Source organism: Pseudomonas sp. AO-1 (genome assembly GCF_019775695.1).
Lineage (GTDB): Bacteria > Pseudomonadota > Gammaproteobacteria > Pseudomonadales > Pseudomonadaceae > Aquipseudomonas > Aquipseudomonas parakoreensis.
This window is the reverse complement of record NZ_CP079947.1, coordinates 1,282,057-1,303,059: the sequence shown is the minus strand read 5'-3', so window position 1 is coordinate 1,303,059 and position 21,003 is coordinate 1,282,057. Positions and strand designations below refer to the sequence as shown.

Here is a 21,003-nt window from a genome sequence, read left to right as displayed (position 1 = left end):
TCGCCCCGTGTCGTGCGTGTGCCCCGTTCTTAAAAATCCTTGAGCGGACTATAGCCAGCAGGCGGGTATCGCTTGATCCCTCTAAAGTGTGATTTGCAGCTGCCGGCCACTCTGGAACAGTCCTTTCGCCAGTCCGACAGATGTCGGCTCGGCAAGGATGGCTGATTTTTTCGATTTAACAAGCCAAGCGCTTGCTTGGTGGGTCTGGCGCGCCGTTTTCGGCGCGCCAGCAGACACTTAAAGTGTCGAGAGGAAGGTGCTGTTGTTGGCCTGCCATTCGGTGATGTCGAGGCGGATGCGCTTCTTGTCGAGCTTGCCGACACTGGTCTTGGGAATTTCCGTAACAAGGGCGATCTGGCTCGGAATCGCCCACTTGCTCAAGTGTCCCAATTCCACGAACGGCTTGAGGTGTTCCTTGAGCTCGCGCGCGCCGATCTCGTGCCCTTCGCGGATCACCAGCAGCGCAAACGGCCGTTCGCCCCACTGCGGATCAGCGATGCCCACCACTGCTACTTCACGTACCGCCACATGACGGCTGATCAGGTCTTCGAGATCCAGCGAAGAGATCCACTCGCCGCCGGTCTTGATCACGTCCTTGATGCGGTCGCGGATGTCGATCACGCCCATGCCGTCGAGTGTTGCCACATCGCCGGTGTGCAGCCAGCCGCCGGCCCACAGTTCGGCGCCTTTCTGCGGCTCGTTGAAATAGCCTTCGGTCAGCCACGGCGCGCGCAACACTAGCTCGCCCTGGGTTTCGCCATCGGCGGGGAGGAAGTTGCCCTCGGCGTCGACGATCGCCGCTTCCACCAGCGGCCCGGGCACACCAGCCTTGATCCGGTAAGTGGTGCGCTCGTCTTCGGTGCCAGCCATCAGTTCGTCGTTGAGGTGCGCACACGAGACCAGCGGCCCGGTCTCCGACATGCCGTACGCCGCCGTCAGTTGAATGCCCCGGGCCTTGGCGGTTTCATACAGCGTGCGATTGAGCGCACTGCCGCCGATGACGATTTTCCAGCCACCGAAATCGGTGCCCTGCGCGCCTTTGGCGTTGAGCAGCATTTGCAGGATGGTCGGCACGCAGTGGGAGAACGTGACCTTCTCCTTGCGCCACAGCTCGACCAGGAACTCCGGGTCGTAACGCCCCGGATAAACCTGCTTGAGCCCGAGCATCGTCGCCACGTACGGCAAACCCCAGGCATGCACATGGAACATCGGCGTGATCGGCATGTACACGTCGTTGGTGCCGAGCAGGCGCACGCTGTCGATCGCGCCCATGATCGTCGACACGCCCATGGTGTGCAGCACCAGTTGCCGATGGGTGAAATACACGCCCTTCGGATTGCCGGTGGTGCCAGTGGTGTAGAACGTGGTGGCGACGGAGTTTTCGTCGAAATCCTGAAAGTCGTAGTGCGCACTGGCGGCGGCCAGCAGTTGCTCGTACTCGCCGACCAGATTCGGCAGCTCGGCGGTCTTTTCCGGCAGATCGGTCAGCAGCAGGGTTTTCTCCACCGTGGTCAGGTGCGGCGCGATGGCCTGATACAGTCCGACGAACTCGCTGTTGACCAGCACGAAGCGGTCCTCGGCGTGGTTCATGGTGTAGAGGATCTGCTCCGGCGACAGCCGTACGTTGATGGTGTGAATCACCGCGCCGATCATCGGGATGGCGAACATGCATTCCAGGTAGCGATGGCTGTCCCAGTCCATCACCGCCACGGTGTCACCCGCCTTCACCCCGGCCGCCGTCAACACGTTGGCCAGCCGCGCAACCCGCTCGATCAGGGTCGGATAGCTGTAGCGCAACTGGTCTCGATAGATGATCTCGCGGGTTTTCTCGTAACGGGCGCCGGACATCAGCAACCGCTTGATCAGCAATGGATACTGGTAGGCCCCATCGGCCGGGGGAATGACGCGAGTCTGCAACATATGAATCCCTTTTCTGGCTGCACGGTGTTGGCGTAGAGAGCATTACTCTAGAGCCGTTATACCCCAGCCAAATCAGCCGAAGGAATGATTTGCACAGCCGTACAAATGCTAGCTTTGCGCCAGCATTTGCCGGTATTCAGCGCCGATCAGGCCGCTTGCTCTTCTGTAGGAGCTGCCGCAGGCTGCGATCTTTTGATCTTCTAAAAGCAACATCAAAAGATCGCAGCCTGCGGCAGCTCCTACAGGTGAGTATTGATCAATGCATCTCGGTGAACGCGATTTTCACGCCGAGAGCGATCAGCACCGCGCCCATGGTGCGGTCGAACCAATGGCCCATGCGGGCAAAACCGGCACGTACACGTTGCTGACTGAACAGCATCGCCACCAGGCAGAACCAGAACGCGGTCGCAACGGCCAGGTAAACCCCGTAACCCGCCTGCACCGCCAGTGGCGTGTGCGGGTTGATCACCACGGTGAACAGCGACAGGAAAAACAGCGTGGCTTTCGGGTTCAGGCCATTGGTGACGAAGCCTGAAGTGAAGGCGCCGCGCGCGGTACGCACGCCAGCTTCCTTGTGCAGGTCATCGGTAACGGTTTTCGCCGGCTGCGCGCGCAAGGCTTTGAAGCCGATGTACAGCAGGTAAGCGGCGGCGGCCCATTTCAAGGCGTTGAACAGCACGATCGACTGCGACACGATCAGGCCGATGCCCAGCAGCGAATAACCCACATGCAGGAAAATCGCCGTGCCCACACCCAGCGCGGTCCAGGTGCCGGCGCGACGACCATGGGTCACGCTCTCGCGCACCACTACGGCAAAGTCCGGGCCGGGGCTGGCCACGGCCAGCAGGTGGATCAGGGCAACGGTCAAGAACTCGGTCCAGTACATGGGGGCTCCTCTGGAAGTAATCAGTCAAATCGGACTCATGGCGCAGATGTTTTCCCTGTGGGAGCGAGCTTGCTCGCGAAAGCGGTGTGTCAGACAACAGCAATTCGCTTGATCCGCCCTCTTCGCGAGCAAGCTCGCTCCCAAAGAACTTGTGAGTACCTCTGGCTCTGAGTAACCAATTGTTTCATCTGGTAGGCTCGGCAGATTACGCCTTCCGTTCCAAGCACAAAAGGTACAGTTGATGACGAACCCGCGCCGCGCCGTATTCCTCGATCACCCGTCTCTGGATCTCGGCGATCTTGACCTCAGCCCGTTGCGCGCCTGCTTCAGCGACCTGCAACTGTTCGCCCAGACCGCACCGGAACAAGTCGCCGAACGCCTGCACGGTGCCCGCGTGGCGATCACCAACAAGATCCGCATCGACGCCGCCGCGATGGCCGCCAATCCGGATCTGCAACTGATCCTGATCACCGCCACCGGCACCAACAACGTTGATCTGGACGCGGCCCGCGCCCACGGCATCACCGTGTGCAACTGTCAGGGTTACGGCACGCCGTCGGTGGCGCAGCACACGATCATGTTGCTGCTCAACCTCGCCACCCGCTTGGCCGATTATCAAAAAGCCGTCGGCGATGGTCGCTGGCAGCAAGCCAGACAGTTCTGCCTGCTGGACTACCCGATTGTCGAACTGGAGGGCAAAACCCTTGGCCTGCTTGGTCACGGTGAGCTCGGCGGCGCGGTCGCAAGGCTGGCCGAAGCGTTTGGCATGCGTGTGTTGCTCGGGCAGATTCCCGGCCGCCCGGCACGCCCGGACCGTCTGCCGCTGAACGAATTGCTGCCGCAGATCGACGCCCTGACCCTGCACTGCCCGCTTAATGAACACACCCGACACTTCATCGGCGCCCGCGAGCTGGCAGCGATGAAACCCGGCGCCTTTGTGGTCAACACCGCTCGCGGTGGTTTGATCGACGAGCAAGCCTTGGCCGATGCCCTGCGCAACGGTCACCTCGGCGGTGCGGCGACCGATGTGCTCAGCGTCGAACCGCCGGTCAACGGCAATCCGCTGCTGGCCGCCGACATTCCACGGCTGATCGTCACTCCGCACAACGCCTGGGGCAGTCGCGAAGCGCGGCAACGCATCGTCGGCCAATTGACCGAAAACGCCCAGGCATTCTTCAGCGGTAAAGCGCTGCGGGTCGTCAGTTGATAAACTGCGGCACTTTTTTTCCAAGGAGCAGTTATGGATCCGCGCAGTGAAGTACTGCTTCGTCAGGCCGAGTTATTCCAGGGTTCGCTGTTGTTGGCCGGTTTGCCTGCCGACGATCTGCTCGGGCGCCTGCCCAATGCGTTCGGCTGGTGCTGGCATGCCGGCGATCAGGCCGCTCTCGATGCGCGCTTCGAAGGTCGCAGCCATTTCGGCGTAAACGTGCCGGAGCGCGAGTTCGACAGCGCCGTGGTGTTTTTGCCCAAGTCCAAGGACCTGACCGATTACATCCTCAATGCCGTGGCCGCGCGTCTGCCCGGGCGCGAGGTGTTTCTGGTCGGGGAAAAACGCAGCGGTATCGAGGGCGCTTCCAAGCAGCTCAACCCGTTTGGCAAACCGCGCAAACTCGACAGCGCCCGTCACTGCCAACTGTGGCAAGTGACCGTGGCCAATGCGCCGGAAGCCAAATCGCTGGAAAGCCTGGCGCAGACTTACGAGCTGCCACTGGCCGAAGGCCCGCTTAAAGTCATCAGCCTGCCGGGCGTGTTCAGCCATGGTCGACTGGACCGCGGCAGCGCGCTGCTGCTGGAGCATCTGGACAAACTGCCGAGCGGTCATCTGCTGGATTTCGGTTGTGGCGCCGGGGTGTTGGGCGCGGCGGTCAAACGGCGTTATCCGCACAATCAGGTGACTTTGCTCGACGTCGATGCCTTCGCCGCCGCCAGCAGTCGTCTTACTTTAGCGGCCAACGGTCTGGAAGCCGAAGTGCTGACCGGTGACGGCATCGATGCTGCACCCATGGGTTTGAACGCGATTCTGAGCAACCCGCCGTTCCATGTCGGGGTGCATACAGACTATTTCGCTACCGAGAACTTGCTGCGAAAAGCAGCCAAACATCTGAAAAACGGCGGCGAACTGCGCTTGGTTGCGAACAGCTTCCTGAAGTATCAGCCATTGATCGAAGAGCATCTGGGCGTGTGCGCGATCAAGGCCGAAGGCAATGGTTTCCGGATTTACCGGGCCAAGCGCGGCTGAAAATTAGCACTTGCCGAATGGATTCTGCCTAGGCAGAATCCGCTCCGTCCTAGGGGAGTAGTCTCCCACGAGCGCCACGCTCGTCCGGCATACGTCAACATACTTGATCCTCAGATCATGGCGTATGCGACCCAAGCGTCCGCACCAGACGGATCGCAGGGTTTGACAAGACCTATGACACGCACACCTTACCCGGGGCGGGAAGGCTGTACGTGTCATAGCCGTGTCGACCCGCCCCTTAGGAAATCCTGATGCTGGACTCGTTACTCGTTCCCACCGCAATCGTTGCCTTGGCCGAAATCGGCGACAAGACGCAACTGCTCGCGCTGATTCTCGCCGCTCGCTTTCGCAAACCCTGGCCGATCATTGCCGGTATCGTCGCCGCGACCTTGGCCAACCACGCAGCAGCCGGTGCGGTAGGCGCCTGGTTCGGCAGCTTCTTCTCCGACGCGGTGTTGCACTGGATTCTTGCCGCGAGCTTCGCCGCCACTGCACTGTGGACGCTGGTCCCGGACAAGATGGATGACGATGAAGCCGGCACCGCGCGCAAGTTCGGGCCCTTCCTGACCACGCTGATCGCGTTCTTCCTGGCGGAAATCGGTGACAAGACCCAGATCGCCACCGTGATGCTGGCGGCGCAATACCCTGAGCTGTGGCTGGTGATTATCGGCACCACGGCAGGCATGCTGATTGCCAACGTGCCGGTGGTATTGGCGGGTAACTTTGCCGCGGAGAAACTGCCGCTGACGCTGATCCGTCGCTTGGCGGCTTCGGCATTCCTGATTCTGGCGATCGTTGCGGTGTACAAGGCGATGCAGAGCAGTGGCTGGGTTTAACCCAATCTACTGAACCCCACAAAATCTGTGGTGAGGGGATTTAGCGAAACGTCGCACCGCCCCGATGGGCTGCGAAGCGCCCCAAAGCTGACCACCTCGGTGTACCTGGTACACCGCAGTCATAGGTTTTGGGGCTGCTTCGCAGCCCATCGGGGATGAATCCCCTCACTACAGCAGCAGGTTCGACTTGCCCGGAATGCCTATCAGGATTTCGGCGCTTTCTCGTACAACGGCATCACCTTCGGAATCGCCGCCTGCAACGAAGCGATCCGGCTGGACGAGGCCGGGTGAGTGCTCATGAATTCCGGCGGTGCGCCTTCCGAGGCCTTGCTCATCTTGTTCCACAAGGTGATCGCGGCATTCGGGTTGTAGCCGGCGCGGGCGGCCAGTTCGAGGCCAATCAGATCGGCTTCGTTTTCATTGGCGCGGCTGTTGGGCAAGGTCATGCCGTAGTTGGCCACGGTGTCGGCCAGCGCCAGGCTGTCCTGGCCCAGACCGAATAGCGCACCGGCACCCTGCTTGGCCATTTCAATGCCATAAGCCTTGGACATCGCTTCACGACCGTGCTCGCGCAGGGCGTGAGCGATTTCGTGGCCCATGACTGCGGCGATTTCATCGTCGGTCAGCTTCAGGCTGTCGATCAGCCCGGTATAGAAAATGATTTTGCCGCCAGGGCCGCAGTTGGCGTTGAGCTCATCGCTCTTGATCAGGTTGACTTCCCATTGCCACTGCGCGGCATCCGGGCGGAAATTTGGTGCCTGGGCGATCAGCCGGTTGGCAATTTCCTGAACCCGCTTGGCCTCCGGGCTGGTCTTGTCCAGCACGCCTTTGCTCGACGCCTCGCCGACGGTCTTCTGATAGGACTGGGCATACATCTGGTCGACCTCTTGCGAGGACAGCATGCTGAACATGTACTGCTTGCGCTCCACGCCCACGGCTCCGCCGCTGGTGGTGTTGACCGACTGACAACCGGCCAGCAACAGCGCTGCGCTCAGTGCACTTACAACCAATGTCTTGTTCATTCAAAAGCTCCCTGAAAACCTGCCGCGTATCGTAGGGGGTGAATTGTATCGGCGCCAGATACAACAGACGTGTTGCAGCGTCTTTCGGAAGTTTCCCACCGCTGTTGTCGTAAAAAATTCACAGCAACCGGCAAGTCTGCTGCCGCTGCGTCGTGCACCGATCCATTTGCGACATCCTCCGCCCTTTGTTCCGTCCAACACTCATGGCGCAATGCCTGCTGCCGATACAACAGCGCAGACGTCCTCTTGCGTGCGGAGCTCCCATGAAGTTCAAGTCGATCCAGTTTTCCGTCGCCGCCCTGGCCGGCGCCATCGTCCTCAGCGTGGTCGCCGCGCTGGTGCTGTACGCGCTGTTCTCCGGCGCCCGCACTCAAGACATGGTGCAACAGCGCACCCAGGCGCAGTTCGAGCAGGTCATCGAACAGCGCCTGACCTCGCTGGCGCAGACCCAGGTCAGCCAGATCCAGCGCGAACTCGAAGCACCGCTGCTGATTGCCGGGGGGCTGGTGCGGGTCAATGCGCTGCTCGGCACACCGGGCGCCGATGGCCAGCCGCGACTGAACATCAGCCGCGAGCAATTGATCAGCCTGATCAAGGAAAACGTCGAGCAGAACCCGAAAATTCTCGGCACCTACATCGGCTGGGAAAAGAACGCACTGGATCACCATGACGCGGCCTACGTTGGCAGCGCCGTGATCGGTATCGACCCTGCCAACGGACGCTTCCTGCCGTGGTGGTTCCGCAATACCGACGGCAGTCTGGGCGTGGACAAACTGGCCGATGTCGACGATCAGAAAACCCTGTCCACCGGGGTGCGCGCCAGTGAGTATTACCTCTGTTCCAAGGAAACCAAAAAACCCTGCGTGATCGATCCGGCGCCTTACAAAGTCGGCGACAAAGTCGTCATGCTCGCCTCGTTCATTGAACCGATCATGCTCAACGGCGCTTTTCAGGGCATCGTCGGCGCCGATCTGTCGGTGAACTTCATTCAGGACATGCTCCTCGCCGCCAACCAGAAGCTGTACAGCGGCGCCGGGCAAATGGCCCTGATCGGCGGCAACGGGCGGATCGTGGCCTACACCCAGGACCCGAGCAAATTCGGTGAAAAGGTCAGCGACATTCTCGACGCCGAACAGATTGCCAACATGGCCAATCTCAAACGCGGCGAAGTCACTTACTCCGTCAACAAGGACAAGGGCCGCATCGAGTTGTACCTGCCATTCGGCATCGGCCAGACCGACGCGCGCTGGACCCTGATGCTGCAACTGCCGCTGAATGCGGTAATGGCCGATCTGCAGAAACTTCAGGCCGACCTCGATGCCCAGCGCAAATCCGACACCTTCGGTATGGCCATGGTCGGTCTGATCATCGCCGGCATCGGCCTGCTGGTGATCTGGCTGGTGGGCCACGGCATCGCCCGCCCTCTGAAGCAGATGGTCGCCATGCTCGATGACATTGCCAAAGGTGAAGGCGATCTGACCCGCCGCTTGAGCAGTGATCGCAGCGATGAACTCGGCTCGATTGCCAAAGGCTTCAACACCTTCCTCGCCAAGTTGCAGGCGATGATCACGCAGGTGGTGACGTCGGTGCAGAGCGTCAGCGATTCCTCCGAACACACGGCCGACATCGCCATTCGCACCAACATCGGCATTCAGAAACAAATGGCCGAGATCGATCAGGTCGCCACTGCCGTGCAGGAAATGACCGCCACTGCGCAAGACGTGGCGCGCAACGCCACCCAGGCGGCGCAAGCCGCCAGCCATGCGGATCAGGCCGCTGGCCAGGGCATGCAGATCGTCCGTGATACCTCGAATTCGATTGGTGCGCTGGCGCTGGAAATCGGCAAAGCCGTGGGCGTGGTGCAGACCCTGGCCAAGGACAGTGAAAACATCAACGCGATCCTGACGGCCATTCGCGGGATCGCCGAGCAGACCAACCTGCTGGCGCTGAACGCGGCGATCGAAGCGGCGCGTGCCGGCGAACAAGGGCGCGGCTTTGCCGTGGTCGCGGACGAGGTGCGCAATCTGGCGCAGAAGACCCAGAAGGCCACCGAAGAAATCCAGAGCATGATCCAGCAACTGCAACAGGGCACCCGCGACGTAGTGCGGGTCATGGAGGACAGCCAGAACCGCACCGACGAAAGTGTGCAGCACGCGGCGAAAGCCGCCGAAGCGCTGGAGACGATTACTCAGGCGGTGTCGGTGATCAATGACATGAACACGCAGATTGCCAGTGCCGCTGAAGAGCAAAGCGCCGTGGCGGATGACATCAACCGCAACGTGATCAATATCGGTCAGGTGGCCAATGAAGTGGCGGGCGGTGCGGATGAGTCGAGTTCGGCGAGTGCCGGCCTGACCAAACTGGCGGAGCAGCAGCGGCGCTTGATCAATCAGTTCAAGGTTTGAGAGCAAGATCAAAAGATCGCAGCCTACGGCAGCTCCTACAGAATCGATGCAGGAGCTGCCGCAGGCTGCGATCTTTTCGCTTTCACATCAACCCGGGGTCAGACACTCCGGCCCATTGAGCTTCGGATCATTCACCAGATTCGCCAGCACCCGCTCGCGCAATGCCGCCGGCTCACTGGCGAGCAAACCCTGCAGCACATGCAGCGGCGTCGCGGGATCGAGCCAGGCCGCCTGCCCCGCCTCATCGAGAATCAACGGTCGGCGCTGACTGGCCGCCGGCTGCGTGATGACGGCGGTGCTCAGCCACACCTGCTCCTGCACCGGATACGCCTCCCAGATCGCCGCGAAAAACAGCGATGAACCCTCACCCGGCGTCAGCCAGTACGGGCGCTTGCGCAGATTGCCGCGCCATTCGTAGAAACCGTTGGCCGGCAACAGACAACGACGCAGGCGCAGCGCCTCGCGGAACATCGGTTGCTCGGCGACCGTTTCCGCCCGGGCATGCGCCGGGGTTTTCGACAGATCGGTCAGCCACGGCGGCGTCAGCCCCCAACGGGCGCGGGCCAGCGCGCGTTGGCCGTCGGCCTCGGCACGCAGCATCAACACCGAATCATTGGGAGAAATATTCCACTGCGCCTGCTGATCGGCGGGAAATCCGGGCAGGGCCGCGAAGTCGCGGTTCCAGCGAAACAGGGCATAACGTCCACACATGGGGCAACACGACTCAGCAATAAAACGAACGTCAGCCTAACAGACCAGCGTCCCGGGGAAGCTCTCCGGTTCATCGCCGGGCAGCGGCAGCGCGGCATTGTACGCGGTGATCAGCTCGCGGGCGTATTCGGCCTGATCGTTTTCGACCGACAACCCCAGCAGGCCAAAAATCGGCAACTCCCCCGTGCCGCCGAGCAGATCCCGGCCCACCAGGTGCGCCTCGATGCCTTCGCTGGCGAGCATGCCCTTGAGCATCTCGCCTTCCATCAGGTTTTCCGGCTCGTAGATTCGCTGCATGGGCGCCCCTCATTCGTTTTCACTGAACACTTCCAGAAACCAGTCCTCGCCATGCACCTGCAGGACAAAGGTGATCGGTCGACAACACACCTGACAGTCCTCGATGTAGGTCTGATCGCCGTCAGACAAGTCCACTGTTGTCTCGACCTCTTCACCACAATACGGACATTCATACAGTGCGCTTTCCAGCATCGCGGTCTCCCAGGTGACTTGTGCGTATAATCGTCGGTCTATTTGCAGGGCTATTTTTGTCTGGCTACTTTTTCAGACCGTGCCCCGTTGGTTTTCGATCAAAACCTTTACTTACCCTAGCCGTTTCCAACAAGAGAGCATGATGGGCGAATTCGATGCCATCCGACCTTACGACGACAGCGAAGTACCTGTGGTACTGGCAAGACTGCTCGGCGACAAGGCGTTTCTAGATATCCTCACCCACTTCCGCTTCCCGCGTTTTGCCGGTGCCTTCGGCTGGATGCTCAAACCACTTATAGCCCATCGGCTGCGTCGTGAGTTCGCCAGCGTGACCTCGGTGGCGACGTTGCAGGATAAGATCGAGTCCTACGTCGACCACACCATCGAGCGCGCCACCGACGGCGTGACCTACACGGGTGTCGAGCAATTCAAGTCCGGCAGCGCTTATCTGTTTATCGCCAACCACCGCGACATCGTGATGGACCCGGCTTTCGTCAACTATGCGGTGTACCACGCCGGCCTGCCGACGCCGCGCATCGCAATCGGCGACAACCTGCTGCAAAAGCCTTTTGTCAGCGATCTGATGCGCCTGAACAAGAGCTTCATCGTGCACCGTTCGATCACCGGGCGCCGCGAGAAGATGGCGGCGTATCAATTACTGTCAGCGTACATCAACCACTCGATCCGCAACGATTGCGCCTCGATCTGGATCGCGCAGGCCGAAGGCCGGGCCAAGGACGGCGACGACCGTACCGAGTCGGCGATCCTCAAGATGTTCCACATGAGCCGCAAGGACGAGCCGTTCGGCGAAGTGATCCAGTCGCTGAACCTGACTCCGGTGTCGATCAGTTACGAATACGACCCGTGCGACCAGGCCAAGGCCCGCGAGCTGTACATCCGCGCTACCACCGGCACCTACGCCAAGGCGCCGGGCGAGGATGACGTGAGCATTGCCAAGGGCATTACGGGCTACAAGGGCCGGGTGCACGTGAACTTCGCCGCGCCAATCACCGAGCTGTTCGAAGACACCAAGCAATTGGCGGTCGAGATGGACAAGCAGATTCTCGGCGGTTATCGCCTGTTCCCGGTGCATTACCTGGCGTATGCGATGTGGGCCGATGCCGATCCGCAACTGAACGTGCCGAAGGCTGCCGAGGTGTTCCCCGCCGACGAACTGGCCAAGGCGCAGGAAGAATGGCAGCGCCGGCTGGACGCCTGCCCTGAAGAGCACCGTCCGTATCTGGTGCTGCAATATGCGACGCCGGTGCGTAATCAGTACCGCGTAAAAGCCGGGTTGCCGTTGTAAAAACTGTTGGCAAATCACACTGTGGCGAGGGGATTTATCCCCGATGGGTCGCGAAGCGGCCCCAGGATTCTGCCTGAATAATCATGGGCCTGCTGCGCAGGCCATCGGGGATAAATCCCCTCGCCACAAGGTTTTGCATTCGCTTCAGAAGCGGGTGCTGATCCAGGAGACGACCAGGGCCAGCCCGAGGCAGGCAAAACCGAAGCGGTAGAAAAAGCGGTTCATGCGCAACGTCGCCCAATCCAGAATCGGCTCGGCGTTAGGCTGGGCCTGGCGTTGAGCGGCGATGCTGGCCATGGCGCGCTGTTCACGACGGCGGGTCGCGTGCAGCAGCCAACTGCCGGGGAAGGCCAGTGCCAACGCCAGCAGGTTGATCAATTTGGCGGGATGGGCGGTAAACAGCGTCATCAAGTGCAGCGACATCACAGACCTCGGAACTGAATCGGTGTGGCAGACGCCTGATCGACGACTGCGGCGCGGATTCTACCGAAACACGCCTGCACTACCCTACCCTTTGCGACAAATAACCTGACAATCGACCGATGGCTGTCCTGTGTCACGGCATCGTCATTTACATCGGCCACCATGCGCGCCTCGAAACACACATGGAACGCGACATGCTTCACGCCGAAAACCAGGATCGCCTGTACCTCATCACCCCGACCGACGAACAACAAAGCCTCGTCGGCAGCCTCGCCTTCAATGTTCAGGATCGCCACTGGCTGGTGTATTGCGCCCTCGGCGGGCATCAGCATGCGGATTTGCCGGAGACTGACCTGCTGACCGGTGTGAGCGTTCTCGACTTCTACTCCCAGGCCGCCTGACCCACATCGTCCTCTGTAGGAGCTGCCGCAGGCTGCGATCTTTTGATGTTGTTTTAAAAATCAAAGTCAAAAGATCGCAGCCTTCGGCAGCTCCTACAGGGGATTAGCGTCGTCCTGCAGGCATGAAAAAGCCCGGCGCCATCACTGGCCCGGGCTTTTTCACATCAGCCGCGAAGCTTACTCGGCGAGGATCTGACCCACGGTCGGGTCCTTGAACAGACGAGTCAAGGCGTCGCTCAACACGTCGCTGACCAGCTTGGTGTTGGTTTCCTGGTTCGGCGCCATGCCGAAACGCTGGTCCAGCGAAGCGCCGTAGCGGCCGCTGTAGCGACGGTTGCCGCTCTGCACGTCGGAACGGAAGGTCGCGCCGATGGTGGCCTCGGTCACGTACATGCCTTCTTTCGGCGACTGGTACTTGAGCTCGGTCAGGGTCACAGTCAGTTGCGGCGCATTCATCGCGTTGCTGGTCGGGGTAAAGCCGAGCAGACGCACGGCGGCTTCAGCCTGGGCCTGCAACTTCGGCAGGATCTGCTCGCGCTGTACAGTGATGGCGCTGGTTTCCGGGTACAGGCCGCCACGGGTGCCGAGGGTTGGCGACGGACGACCGTCAACCACGCGCACCACCACTTGCTGGCCATGGCCGACCGGGGCCAACTGCGTGGTCAGCTTCGGTTCCGGGCTCAGTTGTTGCGGGCTGTGGGCGCAGCCAACCAGGGTCAAACTGGTCACAGTGATCAAACCGAACAACAGGCGTTGCAACATGCTCTTTTCTCCAGAATCAGGCACAAACAGGCCGGCAGTATAGCGGTGGGCCACTGCGGGTCACCAGCACTCGACAGTGAATACTCAAATGTCTGACCCAGCCGAGAGAATGCGGTTCCTGTCACAGATTATTCACCGCCCATACACCTTGGCGTCACGGCCGCCTGGCAAGCTTCAAACCAGTCCCCAACAAGGTACTTGCCATGCGTTATCTGATCTCGTTGTTCGCGCCACGTCCGCTGCACCGCAGCTTCGCCCTGCTGGATCGCAACGGTCACTGCCAGGCCTTCAAACAGTGCAGCCTCAAGCCAATGGGCGACGGCTGGGTGGAAATCGAAGAAATCCGCCTCAACTGGTTGCACCAGCCGCTGCCCGCCAGCGCCCGGGTCATCGAGCAACAGCCTCGCGCACGTGCCCAGGCGATGTTGAGCATCTGACCGGATGCCTAATAAAAGTCATTAAACTCGACCAACTGCCCGCATTTCTTCGATACAATCTCCCCCCGATTATAAGGACGTCTCCTGATCGGGCCCCGCAACACCGGCAATGCCCTGCATTCGCCATCAAAATCGCCCACAGAGAGCCGCCCACACAGATCGAGTGAAGTTGGCGCGCTTGCCTGTTCTTCCGGCAAAAACCCCGCTTTTCGCGAATCTGCAGAGCTGTCATACGCTCGGCCACCGCGTTGTTTTGCCTTTGCGGGCACGGTGCCAGGCCTGGACAGCCCTTTTTTGAGGTTCACGTCTTCAAAAGAGCGTGAAAAAAACGGGTTTTCACAACTTCACAAGAGTGTGGCGAGCAAATGAATAGTTTTGCGTCTGAACATGCACCATTAGCGTCTGTAACAGCCCAACGACACAGGACCGGGGAAACCTCGAACATCGGAGCCTGAAGCCTGTCCGCTACGGATTTGGTTGCACAAAACGGATGTCTCGACCATAAGTCGAATTGCCAGCCGCGTGCTGAAATGAGTTGATGCAACTCTTGAAGCCAGGCCGCATGCATCCGTCGAAGTTGCGAAAAATTGCGAAGATTCGGACATGACGAACCTGACCATGGGTTATCCGGGGCGCAACTGACCTGCCCCGCCACGCCCTGGCAGCCATGCCGACAATTTGGTGCTGCAGATTTTGGAGACGCGTTAAATGGCGCATAACGAAGCAGTCGACGTAGTTCTGGTTGGGGCCGGCATCATGAGTGCCACCCTGGCAGTACTGCTCAAAGAACTCGACCCGACGATCAAGCTGGAAGTCGTCGAGTTGATGGATTCCGGGGCCGCGGAGAGTTCCAACCCGTGGAACAACGCCGGTACCGGCCACGCCGGCCTGTGCGAGCTGAACTACACGCCGCAGGCCGCCGACGGCAGCGTCGACATCAAGAAAGCCGTGCACATCAACACCCAGTTCGAAGTGTCCAAGCAGTTCTGGTCGTACCTGACCAAAAAAGGCACCTTCGGCTCGTGCAAGTCCTTCATCAGCCCAGTGCCGCACCTGAGCTTCGTCCAGGGTGACAAAGGCGTGTCGTTCCTCAAGGAACGCTTCAACGTGCTGCACAAGCACCACGCCTTCGCCGACATGGAATACACCGAAGACAAGGCCAAGATGGCCGAGTGGATGCCGCTGATGATGCCGGGCCGTTCGCCGGACGAGGTCCTGGCCGCGACCCGCGTGATGAACGGTACCGACGTCAACTTCGGCGCCCTGACCAATCAGTTGCTCAAGCACCTGACCAGCGCACCGGACACCCAGGTCAAATACTGCAAGCGCGTGACCGGCCTCAAGCGTAATGGCGCCGGCTGGACCGTCAGCATCAAGGACGTCAACAGCGGCAACAGCCGTGAAGTCGATGCCAAATTCGTCTTCCTCGGCGCCGGTGGCGCGGCCCTGCCGCTGCTGCAGGCTTCGGGCATCGAGGAAAGCAAAGGTTTCGGCGGCTTCCCGATCAGTGGCCAGTGGCTGCGTTGCGATAACCCGGAAGTGGTCAAGCACCACCAGGCCAAGGTCTACAGCCAGGCCGCGGTGGGTTCGCCGCCCATGTCCGTGCCGCACCTGGACACCCGCGTGGTCGACGGCAAGAAATCCCTGCTGTTCGGGCCATACGCCGGTTTTACCACCAAGTTCCTCAAGCACGGCTCCTTCATGGACCTGCCGCTGTCGGTTCGCGCCGGCAACATCGGGCCGATGCTGGCAGTGGCGAAAAACAACATGGACCTGACCAAGTACCTGGTCAGCGAAGTGATGCAATCGATGGAGCAGCGTCTGGACTCCCTGCGCCGCTTCTACCCGGAGGCGAAAGCCGAAGACTGGCGCCTGGAAGTGGCCGGCCAACGGGTACAGATCATCAAGAAGGACCCGAAAAAGGGCGGCATCCTGCAATTCGGTACCGAGCTGGTCGCAGCGAAAGACGGCTCCCTCGCCGCCCTGCTCGGCGCTTCGCCAGGCGCTTCGGTGACCGTTTCGATCATGCTCGAGCTGATCGAGAAATGCTTCCCGGCCAAGGCCAAGGGTGAGTGGGCAGCCAAACTGGCGGAAATCTTCCCGGCCCGTGAAAAGGTTCTGGAAACCGATGCTGCGCTGTATCGCAAGATCAACACGCAGAACAACATCGCCCTGGAACTGGTTGAAGAAAGCAGCGAGACCCCAAGCTTCGCTTGATCTTGCGGCATGAAAAACGCCCCGTACTCAGTGAGTGCGGGGCGTTTTTTATTGACCCTGAAAAGCAAAAGATCGCAGCCTGCGGCAGCTCCTACAGGGTAAACACAAATCCAGTGTAGGAACTGCCGAAGGCTGCGATCTTTTGATCTTGTCTTTTGATCTTAACCGCGAGCCTTGTCGATCAGCTCGATGTACTCGGCCGCGTTACGCTGGTCCTTGATCAAATCAACAAACGTCTGACCGTGCTCGTCCTTGCCATCCACGTCATAACCGGCAGCCACGAAGAACGTAAGGAAGCGTTCGAAATCGTCGATGCGCAGGCCACGGTAGGCCTTGATCAGTTTGTGCAGCGACGGCGAAGTGGCGTCGACCGGCTCAAAATCGAGGAACAGCTTGATCTGCTCATCGCCGATCTCGTCACCAATCACCTGTTTCTTATCTTTACGCATTGCCGACTCCAGCTCGCAGACATTACACGGGGCGGGCAGTTTACCCCTGCCCAGCCACAAGGCTCAACGCGCACGAACGGCCCCGGTGTGCAGATCGGCCCAGATGTGGCCGTTGGCGTAACTGAGGAACTGTACATACACGGTGTCGTTGCGCAGCAGATCGACCACCACCCGGTACTGGGCCAACGGGTAGAACAGGGTCAGGGTCTTGCTCTTGTCGTCATAAACCGGTTTTTTCAGGCTTTTGCTTTCGCCATCGAAATTGACCAGCACCTGGGTGATGGTCGCGCCCTTGTTCAGCGACTTGCCCTTGAGGCGGATCATCAGCGGTGAGGTCACCGGAATCGGCTGCTGATTGGACTGGCGTTGCGCACCGATCACCACCGAATAATCGGTGACCTGCAGCAGTTGTTGCTGCTCGGGTTCGGCATCACGCAGGGTCAAATCGTCCGGCGGTAGAATCTGACTGTGCATCGGCGCCGGGGCGGCGGCCAGAGGCAGGCTGAGGGTCAGCAACAGGGCGGCAAAGCTGCGGATCAGAAGGCTCATGACAGGCTCCGGGGGCGAGGCCGAGCACTCTAGCATGGGATTAAAAGCAAAAGATCGCAGCCTTCGGCAGCTCCTACAGGGTGTACATCAATCCCCCTGTAGGAGCTGCCGAAGGCTGCGATCTTTTGATCTTGCTTACATGCCTTTAACGGCAAAGATCCCGTTGGCGTTGCGCCAGTAGCCTTTGTAGTCCATGCCGTAACCGAAGATGTAGCGGTCAACGCACGGCAGGCCGACGAAGTCTGCCTTCAGGTCAGGACGCGCCTTGCGGTCGTGGTCCTTGTCGATCAGCACGGCGGTGTGCACTTTGCGCGCGCCGGCGTGTTTGCAGAAGTCGATGATCGCGCCCAGGGTGTGACCTTCGTCGAGGATGTCGTCGATGATCAGCACGTCGCGGTCGATGAACGAGACTTCCGGCTTGGCTTTCCAGAACAGGTCGCCGCCGCTGGTTTCGTTGCGATAACGGGTCGCGTGCAGGTAGGAGGCTTCCAGCGGGAACTGCAGATGAGTCAGCAGTTTGCCGGAGAAGATCAGGCCGCCGTTCATCACGCAGAACACCACCGGGTTGCTGTCGGCCAGTTGTTCGTTGATGTGTGCACCGACGCGGGCGATGGCGGCCTCGACTTCAGCTTCGGTGTACAGGCAGTCAGCCTCTCGCATGATTTGACGGATATGCTCGAGATCAGCGGACATGGCGCTCTCCAGGGGTGGCGGAATTGGAAAAGCGGGCAAAGGTACGCATCCCGCGAGGTCGAATCAAGCGTTAATGGACTAACGTACTCAATGTCCTATAGGACATCACCCTCGGATAGATTAATCTAGGCCGGTTTTTTTGCCCGCCGCCGGAGTTTTTCCATGCCCATCCTCGAGATCCGCCATCCGCTGATCCGCCATAAACTCGGCCTGATGCGCCGCGCTGACATCAGCACCAAGAATTTCCGTGAGCTTGCTCAGGAAGTCGGCGCCCTGTTGACCTATGAAGCTACCAAAGACCTGCCCCTGGAAACCTACGATATTCCAGGTTGGTGCGGCACCGTGTCGGTGGAGAAAATCGCCGGCAAGAAGATCACCGTCGTGCCGATCCTGCGCGCCGGCATCGGCATGCTCGAAGGCGTGCTGAGTCTGATCCCGGGTGCCAAGGTTTCCGCAGTGGGCGTCGCCCGCAACGAAGAAACCCTGCAAGCGCACACCTACCTGGAAAAACTGGTTCCGGAAATCGACGAACGGTTGGCGATGATCATCGACCCGATGCTCGCCACCGGCAGCTCCATGGTCGCGACCATCGACCTGCTGAAGAAAGCCGGCTGCAAGGACATCCGCGCAATGGTGCTGGTCGCCGCGCCGGAAGGCATTGCTGCCGTAGAAAAGGCTCACCCGGACGTGACCATCTACACCGCGTCCATCGATGAGCGCTTGAACGAGCACGGTTACATCATCCCTGGGCTTGGCGACGCCGGTGACAAGATCTTCGGCACCAAGCAGAAGGACGCGTAAACATGCAGCAAGAGTTCAACGATCCGCTCTGGCGCACGGTGCTGTCCGGTGCCCAGATGCTGTTCGTGGCTTTCGGCGCCCTGGTGCTGATGCCGCTGATCACGGGTCTTGACCCGAACGTGGCACTGTTTACCGCGGGTTTAGGGACGATCCTGTTCCAGATCGTCACCGGGCGTCAAGTGCCGGTGTTCCTCGCGTCGAGCTTTGCCTTCATCACTCCGATCATTCTCGCCAAGGGCCAGTTCGGCCTCGCCGCGACCATGGGCGGCGTGATGGCGGCCGGTTTCGTCTATACCTTCCTCGGCCTTGCCGTGAAGATCAAAGGCACCGGTTTCATTGACCGTCTGCTGCCACCGGTAGTGATTGGTCCGGTGATCATTTCCATCGGCCTGGCCATGGCGCCGATTGCCGCGAACATGGCAATGGGCAAGGCGGGTGATGGTTCCGAGCTGATCCATTACCAGACCGCGATGATGATCTCGATGCCGGCGCTGCTGACCACGTTGATCGTGGCGGTGTTCGGTAAAGGCATCTTCCGTCTGGTGCCGATCATTTCCGGGGTGCTGGTCGGTTTTGCCATGTCGTTTTATTTCGGCGTGGTCGATACCGCGAAGATTGCTGCCGCGCCATGGTTCGCCCTGCCGCACTTCACGGCACCCGAGTTCAACTGGCAGGCGATCCTGTTCATCGTTCCGGTGGCGCTGGCGCCGGCCATCGAACACATCGGCGGCGTCATTGCCGTGGGCAGCGTGACCGGTCGTGACTACCTGAAGAAGCCGGGCCTGCATCGCACCTTGCTGGGTGACGGCATCGCTACCACGGCCGCCGGCCTGTTTGGCGGCCCACCGAACACCACCTATGCCGAAGTGACCGGCGCGGTGATGCTGACCAAGAACTACAACCCGAAAATCATGACCTGGGCGGCGATCTTCGCCATCACCCTGGCGTTCATCGGCAAGTTCGGCGCGCTGCTGCAAAGCATTCCGGTGCCGGTGATGGGTGGGATTCTGTGCCTGCTGTTCGGCTCGATTGCCGCGGTGGGGATGAACACCCTGATCCGTCACAAGATCGATCTGGGCGAAGCGCGCAATCTGGTGATCGTCTCGGTGACCCTGGTATTCGGTATCGGCGGTGTGCTGGTCGGCACCGGCACTGGCCCGGACGACTTCGGCCTCAAAGGCATCGCGTTGTGCGCGGTGGTGGCCATTGCGCTGAACCTGATCCTGCCGGGCAATGACAGCTGGAAGCACAAGAAGGCGGATGAGCCGCTGATCTAAAATCTGCTCATGACCTGTGGCGAGGGAGCTTGCTCCCGCTTGACTGCGAAGCAGTCATAAACTCGGCGGATGCGGTTTCCTGTGAACCGCGTTCGCAGGGTTTGGGGCTGCTTCGCAACCCAGCGGGAGCAAGCTCCCTCGCCACAACAGCTACAGCGCCAACGGCGCTCTCTCGCACAGGGTTGCCAACGCCTTCGCCCATTGCGGGTCGTCATTCAGGCACGGCACCAGCACCAACTCCTCGCCCCCCGCTTCGCGGAACTGTTCCTGGCCGCGATCACCAATCTCTTCCAGCGTCTCGATGCAATCGGCGACAAACGCCGGGCACATCACCAGAATCTTTTTCACGCCGCTTTTCGCCAGCTCATCCAGCCGCGCCTCGGTGTAGGGTTCGATCCACTTCGCCCGCCCCAGACGCGACTGAAACGACACCGACCATTTACCATCGGCAATGCCCGCGCGCCTGGCGAACTCGGCGGCGGTGCGTAGGCACTGGGCGCGGTAACAGGTGGCCAGCACAGCCGGCGAGGCATTCTTGCAGCAGTCTTCGTTTTTGAGGCAGTGATTGCCCGTCGGATCGAGCTTGGTCAGGTGCCGCTCTGGCAAGCCATGGAAGCTCAGCAGCAAGTGATCGTAGTCCTGCTGCAAGTGCGGTTGGGCACTGGCGACCAGTGCATCGAGGTATTCCGGCTGATCGTAAAACGGTTGCAGCACCGACAGTTTCACGTCGAGTCTGTTCTCGCGAATCACCCGCTTGGCTTCTTCGATCACCGTGGTGGTGGTGCTGTCGGCGAACTGTGGATAAAGCGGCGCCAGCGTAATGCGCTTGTGCCCGGCGGCGACCAGTTGCAGCAATTTCGTTTCAATCGACGGCTCGCCGTAACGCATGGCCAGCTCCACCGGGCCATGGGTCCACCGGGTGGTCATCTGCTGCTGCAGACGACGACTCAGCACCACCAGCGGCGAACCCTCCTCCCACCAGATCGACGCGTAGGCATGGGCCGATTGTTCGGGGCGCTTGATCAGGATCAGCGACACCAACAGCCGCCGCACCGGCCACGGCAGGTCGATCACGTACGGGTCCATCAGAAATTGATTGAGGTAGCTGCGTACATCGGCCACCGAAGTCGAGGCCGGAGAGCCCAGGTTGACCAGAAGCAAGGCGTGATCGGTCATGCAT

Annotated in this window: 22 protein-coding genes and 1 riboswitch; of the genes, 10 read left to right on the top strand and 12 right to left on the bottom strand. The window is 60.4% G+C overall.

What is annotated here, in order from left to right; genetic code table 11:
• Nucleotides 1-237: 237 nt before the first annotated feature.
• Together KVQ82_RS06105 and KVQ82_RS06100 are read right to left on the bottom strand one after the other, a co-directional pair.
• On the bottom strand, nt 238-1,920 hold the full coding sequence (locus tag KVQ82_RS06105) for a fatty acid--CoA ligase (protein WP_222018415.1): 1,683 nt from the start codon (nt 1,918-1,920) through the stop codon (nt 238-240).
• A gap of 256 nt (nt 1,921-2,176) precedes the next feature.
• Nucleotides 2,177-2,806 (bottom strand): LysE family translocator, encoded by a 630-nt coding sequence (locus tag KVQ82_RS06100; protein ID WP_027612203.1) that lies wholly within the window; start codon nt 2,804-2,806, stop codon nt 2,177-2,179.
• 241 nt (nt 2,807-3,047) lie between these two features.
• Here KVQ82_RS06100 and KVQ82_RS06095 point away from each other — a divergent pair, with 241 nt between their 5' ends.
• From KVQ82_RS06095 to KVQ82_RS06085, 3 genes are all read left to right on the top strand, one after another.
• Nucleotides 3,048-4,013: a 2-hydroxyacid dehydrogenase gene (locus tag KVQ82_RS06095; protein WP_222018414.1), complete on the top strand. Its 966-nt coding sequence runs from the start codon at nt 3,048-3,050 to the stop codon at nt 4,011-4,013.
• A gap of 33 nt (nt 4,014-4,046) precedes the next feature.
• On the top strand, nt 4,047-5,045 hold the full coding sequence (locus KVQ82_RS06090; protein WP_003228088.1) for a class I SAM-dependent methyltransferase: 999 nt from the start codon (nt 4,047-4,049) through the stop codon (nt 5,043-5,045).
• A gap of 40 nt (nt 5,046-5,085) precedes the next feature.
• A riboswitch (yybP-ykoY riboswitch) is annotated at nt 5,086-5,208 on the top strand.
• 88 nt (nt 5,209-5,296) lie between these two features.
• Complete coding sequence (locus KVQ82_RS06085) at nt 5,297-5,881, top strand: TMEM165/GDT1 family protein (RefSeq protein WP_222018413.1); 585 nt, start codon at nt 5,297-5,299, stop codon at nt 5,879-5,881.
• 203 nt (nt 5,882-6,084) lie between these two features.
• Here the strand turns inward: KVQ82_RS06085 and KVQ82_RS06080 are convergent, their stop codons facing one another.
• Entirely contained in the window at nt 6,085-6,903 is an 819-nt protein-coding gene (locus KVQ82_RS06080; RefSeq protein WP_222018412.1) for a M48 family metallopeptidase, read from the bottom strand.
• 263 nt (nt 6,904-7,166) lie between these two features.
• Between KVQ82_RS06080 and KVQ82_RS06075 the strand changes: the two genes are divergently transcribed.
• The gene (locus KVQ82_RS06075) at nt 7,167-9,308 is read left to right on the top strand and encodes a methyl-accepting chemotaxis protein (protein ID WP_222018411.1); all 2,142 of its coding nucleotides are present in this window, start codon (nt 7,167-7,169) and stop codon (nt 9,306-9,308) included.
• Nucleotides 9,309-9,395: 87 nt separating this feature from the next.
• On the opposite strand, the gene KVQ82_RS06070 is transcribed toward KVQ82_RS06075, so the two are convergent.
• From KVQ82_RS06070 to KVQ82_RS06060, 3 genes are read right to left on the bottom strand one after another with little or no spacing between them, the layout of a single operon-like run.
• Nucleotides 9,396-10,019: an SOS response-associated peptidase gene (locus KVQ82_RS06070; protein WP_027612209.1), complete on the bottom strand. Its 624-nt coding sequence runs from the start codon at nt 10,017-10,019 to the stop codon at nt 9,396-9,398.
• 36 nt (nt 10,020-10,055) lie between these two features.
• Nucleotides 10,056-10,316: a DUF2007 domain-containing protein gene (locus KVQ82_RS06065; protein ID WP_003228093.1), complete on the bottom strand. Its 261-nt coding sequence runs from the start codon at nt 10,314-10,316 to the stop codon at nt 10,056-10,058.
• Nucleotides 10,317-10,325: 9 nt separating this feature from the next.
• On the bottom strand, nt 10,326-10,508 hold the full coding sequence (locus KVQ82_RS06060) for a CPXCG motif-containing cysteine-rich protein (protein WP_108183764.1): 183 nt from the start codon (nt 10,506-10,508) through the stop codon (nt 10,326-10,328).
• A gap of 142 nt (nt 10,509-10,650) precedes the next feature.
• Between KVQ82_RS06060 and KVQ82_RS06055 the strand changes: the two genes are divergently transcribed.
• Nucleotides 10,651-11,814 carry a 1-acyl-sn-glycerol-3-phosphate acyltransferase gene (locus KVQ82_RS06055; RefSeq protein ID WP_222018410.1) on the top strand — a complete coding sequence of 388 codons (1,164 nt, stop codon included), beginning with the start codon at nt 10,651-10,653 and terminating at the stop codon, nt 11,812-11,814.
• A 144-nt stretch (nt 11,815-11,958) separates the two neighbouring features.
• On the opposite strand, the gene KVQ82_RS06050 is transcribed toward KVQ82_RS06055, so the two are convergent.
• On the bottom strand, nt 11,959-12,237 hold the full coding sequence (locus KVQ82_RS06050) for a hypothetical protein (protein ID WP_108183766.1): 279 nt from the start codon (nt 12,235-12,237) through the stop codon (nt 11,959-11,961).
• A 194-nt stretch (nt 12,238-12,431) separates the two neighbouring features.
• Between KVQ82_RS06050 and KVQ82_RS06045 the strand changes: the two genes are divergently transcribed.
• Nucleotides 12,432-12,638, top strand: coding sequence for a hypothetical protein (locus KVQ82_RS06045; protein ID WP_027612213.1), 207 nt, complete (start codon nt 12,432-12,434; stop codon nt 12,636-12,638).
• Nucleotides 12,639-12,815: 177 nt separating this feature from the next.
• On the opposite strand, the gene KVQ82_RS06040 is transcribed toward KVQ82_RS06045, so the two are convergent.
• Nucleotides 12,816-13,400: a YajG family lipoprotein gene (locus KVQ82_RS06040; protein WP_025109324.1), complete on the bottom strand. Its 585-nt coding sequence runs from the start codon at nt 13,398-13,400 to the stop codon at nt 12,816-12,818.
• A gap of 203 nt (nt 13,401-13,603) precedes the next feature.
• On the opposite strand from KVQ82_RS06040, the gene KVQ82_RS06035 reads away from it, so the two are divergent.
• Together KVQ82_RS06035 and mqo are read left to right on the top strand one after the other, a co-directional pair.
• Nucleotides 13,604-13,837, top strand: a complete 234-nt coding sequence (locus tag KVQ82_RS06035) for a hypothetical protein (RefSeq protein ID WP_041072422.1) — start codon at nt 13,604-13,606, stop codon at nt 13,835-13,837.
• A gap of 708 nt (nt 13,838-14,545) precedes the next feature.
• Entirely contained in the window at nt 14,546-16,054 is a 1,509-nt protein-coding gene (gene mqo / locus KVQ82_RS06030) for a malate dehydrogenase (quinone) (RefSeq protein WP_041072424.1), read from the top strand.
• A 161-nt stretch (nt 16,055-16,215) separates the two neighbouring features.
• Here the strand turns inward: mqo and KVQ82_RS06025 are convergent, their stop codons facing one another.
• From KVQ82_RS06025 to KVQ82_RS06015, 3 genes are all read right to left on the bottom strand, one after another.
• Entirely contained in the window at nt 16,216-16,503 is a 288-nt protein-coding gene (locus tag KVQ82_RS06025; protein ID WP_222018409.1) for a PA4642 family protein, read from the bottom strand.
• A 63-nt stretch (nt 16,504-16,566) separates the two neighbouring features.
• Nucleotides 16,567-17,052 (bottom strand): hypothetical protein, encoded by a 486-nt coding sequence (locus KVQ82_RS06020; RefSeq protein WP_222018408.1) that lies wholly within the window; start codon nt 17,050-17,052, stop codon nt 16,567-16,569.
• Between the two features lie 135 nt (nt 17,053-17,187).
• Nucleotides 17,188-17,745, bottom strand: a complete 558-nt coding sequence (locus tag KVQ82_RS06015) for a hypoxanthine-guanine phosphoribosyltransferase (RefSeq protein ID WP_041072430.1) — start codon at nt 17,743-17,745, stop codon at nt 17,188-17,190.
• Nucleotides 17,746-17,907: 162 nt separating this feature from the next.
• Between KVQ82_RS06015 and upp the strand changes: the two genes are divergently transcribed.
• Together upp and KVQ82_RS06005 are read left to right on the top strand one after the other, a co-directional pair.
• Nucleotides 17,908-18,546, top strand: coding sequence for a uracil phosphoribosyltransferase (upp, locus tag KVQ82_RS06010; RefSeq protein WP_041072432.1), 639 nt, complete (start codon nt 17,908-17,910; stop codon nt 18,544-18,546).
• 2 nt (nt 18,547-18,548) lie between these two features.
• A complete protein-coding gene (locus KVQ82_RS06005; protein WP_007951684.1) occupies nt 18,549-19,823 on the top strand; it encodes a uracil-xanthine permease family protein in 1,275 nt (424 codons plus the stop codon).
• A gap of 150 nt (nt 19,824-19,973) precedes the next feature.
• Here KVQ82_RS06005 and hemH read toward each other — a convergent pair whose 3' ends face one another.
• Nucleotides 19,974-20,999 carry a ferrochelatase gene (hemH, locus tag KVQ82_RS06000; RefSeq protein ID WP_222018407.1) on the bottom strand — a complete coding sequence of 342 codons (1,026 nt, stop codon included), beginning with the start codon at nt 20,997-20,999 and terminating at the stop codon, nt 19,974-19,976.
• Nucleotides 21,000-21,003: the final 4 nt, after the last annotated feature.